Genomic DNA, 3,329 nt, shown 5'->3' with positions numbered 1-3,329 from the left:
GCCCCCGTCGGTGGCGGCGCTGCCGCCCCCGTCTCCCGGACCCCGGGCGCCGTCCCGCAGGGCCCGGTCGCGGTGATCGGCCCGAACGCCCACCGCGCCGAGGCCCTGCAGGGCTGCTACTCGTTCGCGAACCACGTGCTCGCCACCCACCCGGGGCTGGACCTCGGCTTCGCGATCCCGACCGTGCTCGAGGCGCTGCAGGACTCGCTCGGACCCGACGCCGTCCGGTACGCCCGCGGCACCGAGGTCGAGGGCGACGACCGCTCCGGCATCGCCGAGGCCGTCGCGGTCGCGCAGGAGTCCGCCGTCGCGGTCGTGGTGGTCGGCGACCAGGCCGGCCTGTTCGGTCGTGGCACGGTCGGCGAGGGCAACGACTCCGAGTCGCTCGACCTGCCCGGGGTGCAGCGCGAGCTCGTCGAGGCCGTCGTCGGCACCGGCACCCCGACCGTCGTCGTGCTGCTCACCGGTCGCCCGTACGCCATCGGCTGGGCGCTCGACGGCGACCAGCACAAGCCCGCGGCGGTCGTGCAGGCGTTCTTCCCCGGCGAGGAGGGCGGCACCGCGATCGCCGACCTGCTCACCGGCGCCGCCGCACCCTCGGGTCGCCTGCCGGTCTCGCTGCCGCGGTCGGCCGGGGCCCAGCCGTACTCGTACCTGCACCCGCGCCTCGGTGGTCCGTCCGACGTCACGGCGACGGACTCCACCCCGGTCCGACCGTTCGGCTTCGGCCTGACGTGGACGTCCTTCGCGTACGAGGACCTGACCGTGGACGGGACCGCGACCACGGACGGGTCGTTCACCGCGTCGGTCACCGTGCGGAACACCGGCCACCGGGACGGCGTCGAGGTCGTCCAGCTCTACGGGCACGACCCGCACGCGTCGATCACGCGTCCGGTCGCGCAGCTGCTCGGGTACGCGCGGGTCGCCGTGGCGGCGGGGGAGTCCGTCACGGTGCGGTTCGACGTGCCCGTCGCGCGGTTCGCCTTCACCGACCGTGCGATGCGGAAGGTGGTCGAGCCGGGCGACGTCGAGGTGTGGGTCGCGTCCGACGCGTCGGCGTCGCGGCCGGGAGGCCCGCTGGAGACGGGCGGCATCGTCGCGTCCGGCGACGGGCCGGTCCGGCACGAGTTCCCCCGGTCGGCGACGGAGCGTGCGGTCGTTGGCCTGACCGGCGCCGTGCACGGGGTCTCGCTGGCCGACCGGCGCACCGTCACCTGGACGACCGTCTGACCGAGGACGCCGTCGCGGAGTGTCCGGATCAGGGACCCCGCGGCGGCGTCCGCGTGCGTCCCGACGTCGGGCCGGTACGGTGGAACGAGTCTTCCACGGGGACCGCGACACGGTGTGCCACCACGCACCGCGGCCCCGGTGGACCAGGAGGAGGACGACACCCGTGAGCACCGACGACCAGGCACGCGTGCGCAGCGCGCTCGTCGCGGCGCTCGACGTCGTCGACGCGCCACCGTCGGAGCGCTTCGAGCGCATCGTCCGGGTCGCACGCGAGGTCTTCGACGTGCCGCTGTCCTACGTCAACGTGCTCGACGACGACCTGCTGCACACCCTCACGCCGAACGTCCCCGACGAGATCGTCTCCGGACCGGTCGGGTGGTCGTTCTGCCAGCTGACGGTGCAGCACACGGAGCCGACCGTGGTGCCGGACACCACGGCCGATCCCCGTACCGCCGACCTGCCGGGCGTCACGCGGCGCGGCATCCGGTTCTACGCGGGCGTCCCGCTGACCATCGCCGGCGGGGAGCCCGTCGGGACGCTCTGCCTCATGGACACCCGACCGCGCGCGTTCTCCCCGCAGGACACCGCCGCGCTCATCGACCTCGGGCACTGGGCCGAACGTGCCCTCGGGCAGGGGTTGCACCACGACCGCCTGCTCGAGGTCGCCACCGCCCTCGCGCCGCGCGCCGTCGCACCCGCCGGGTACCGGGTCGACGGGATCACCGTGCCCTACGGGGACCTCAGCGGCGACCTGCACGACTGGTCCGTGGTCGACGGTGACCTCGTGCTGACCCTCGCCGACGTCATGGGGAAGGAACAACCGGCCGCGCTGCTCGCGGCGGGCATCCGCTCCGCCCTCCGGCAGCACCGGACCGTCCCGCCCGTCGCAGCGGTCACCGCCGTCGAACCCGCCCTCGCGGAGGACCTCGGCCGCGCGAGCGCCTTCGCCACCCTGTTCCACGCCCGGCTCGACCCGGCCAGCGGGGTCGTCGACATCGTGGACGCGGGCCACGGGCTGGCGGTGCACGTGCCGGCGGACGGCACGCCGAGCGTGCTCCGGTCGCACGGGCTGCCGCTCGGACTGCACCCGGAGGGCACCCCGCGCCGGGCGTCGACCACGACCCTGGAGCCCGGCGACGCCCTCGTCGTGGTGAGCGACGGGGCGCTCGACCTGGGCGACGGCACGATCGACACGCTGCTCGACCTCGCCCGGACGCTGCGCACCGCGTCCGGCGTCGTCGCCTTCCTCGAGACGGTGCGGCTGCGCGCGGCCGAGCGGGCCGAGGACGACGTGACGGTCGTCGTCCTCGGCCGGGCCTGACCGCGCAGCGCTGAGGTGGTCCGCCACCGTGTTCGCTCGAGCGCGTCAGGGGCGGTGGTCGTACCGACCCGGACGCGGGTCGAGCGGGAGCTGCCGTGGCGACTGCGCGCCGTTCCTCGCGGCGCCCACGGCCGTCACGGAGCGCGTCACGATGCTCACCGCGGTCGCGAACCAGCCGCGCTTCCGCGGGTGCTCGAACGCGTCGTCGCCCCACGGTCGATCGTCGTCGGTGTCCCCCATGACGCCCCTCCTGGTCGCTGTGCCCGCGAGGCTACACGGCCGTGGACCGCACCGGGAGGCCCGGGACCCGTGCACGCTCCGGGAACCCCGGGGGAGCGTGGGTACCGTGGCCCTCCTCACACCGTGAAGGAGCACGCCATGACCGACGCCGACGACCCGCGCGACACCGTCAACGACCCCGAGGGCACCGAGAAGCCCGACGGCCTCGGCGAGGACGGCACGATCCCCGCGCACCCCGAGGGGGTGGCCGCTGGCTTCGCCGGCGACGACTCGCACTTCAACCCCGAAGAGGACGACGAGTCGGCGGACTAGCCGGACCCGACCACGAGACGGGACGGGAGGCCCGTGGCGACGCCGCCACGGGCCTCCCGTGTGTCCCCGGTCGCCGCGTCGCCACCGGGACCGGTCCGCGGATCGGTACCGTGTCGGACATGGCCCGCTTCACGCCCCCCGCTGCCGACGCGATGCGCGCGACCCTGCTCGCCGCCGCCCGCGACGAGTTCGCCGCCCACGGGCTGGCCGGGGCGCGCGTCGAGCA

The 3,329-nt window shown here is 75.4% G+C and carries 4 protein-coding genes; 3 read left to right on the top strand and 1 reads right to left on the bottom strand.

Translation table 11 applies throughout. From position 1 onward, the window contains the following. Both D8M35_RS15850 and D8M35_RS15845 read left to right on the top strand, forming a co-directional pair. Positions 1-1,230, top strand: a 1,230-nt coding sequence (locus tag D8M35_RS15850; protein WP_174234770.1) for a glycoside hydrolase family 3 C-terminal domain-containing protein, incomplete at its 5' end; no start/stop codon positions are given. Positions 1,231-1,393: 163 nt separating this feature from the next. Then, a complete protein-coding gene (locus D8M35_RS15845; RefSeq protein WP_161972695.1) occupies positions 1,394-2,551 on the top strand; it encodes a PP2C family protein-serine/threonine phosphatase in 1,158 nt (385 codons plus the stop codon). 45 nt (positions 2,552-2,596) lie between these two features. Here D8M35_RS15845 and D8M35_RS15840 read toward each other — a convergent pair whose 3' ends face one another. Continuing rightward, positions 2,597-2,791 carry a hypothetical protein gene (locus D8M35_RS15840; RefSeq protein ID WP_126892678.1) on the bottom strand — a complete coding sequence of 65 codons (195 nt, stop codon included), beginning with the start codon at positions 2,789-2,791 and terminating at the stop codon, positions 2,597-2,599. A 138-nt stretch (positions 2,792-2,929) separates the two neighbouring features. Between D8M35_RS15840 and D8M35_RS16855 the strand changes: the two genes are divergently transcribed. Beyond that, positions 2,930-3,103, top strand: coding sequence for a hypothetical protein (locus D8M35_RS16855; protein WP_174234769.1), 174 nt, complete (start codon positions 2,930-2,932; stop codon positions 3,101-3,103). Positions 3,104-3,329: the final 226 nt, after the last annotated feature.

The sequence above is a fragment of the Curtobacterium sp. HSID17257 genome, from assembly GCF_003989515.1.
Lineage (GTDB): Bacteria > Actinomycetota > Actinomycetes > Actinomycetales > Microbacteriaceae > Curtobacterium.
This window is presented reverse-complemented; position numbering and strand designations above follow the sequence as displayed.

Coding starts and splice junctions, on each gene's coding strand:
- D8M35_RS15840 (WP_126892678.1), bottom strand. CDS start 2,791: ATGGGGGACACCGACGACGATCGACCGTGGGGCGACGACGCGTTCGAG.
- D8M35_RS16855 (WP_174234769.1), top strand. CDS start 2,930: ATGACCGACGCCGACGACCCGCGCGACACCGTCAACGACCCCGAGGGC.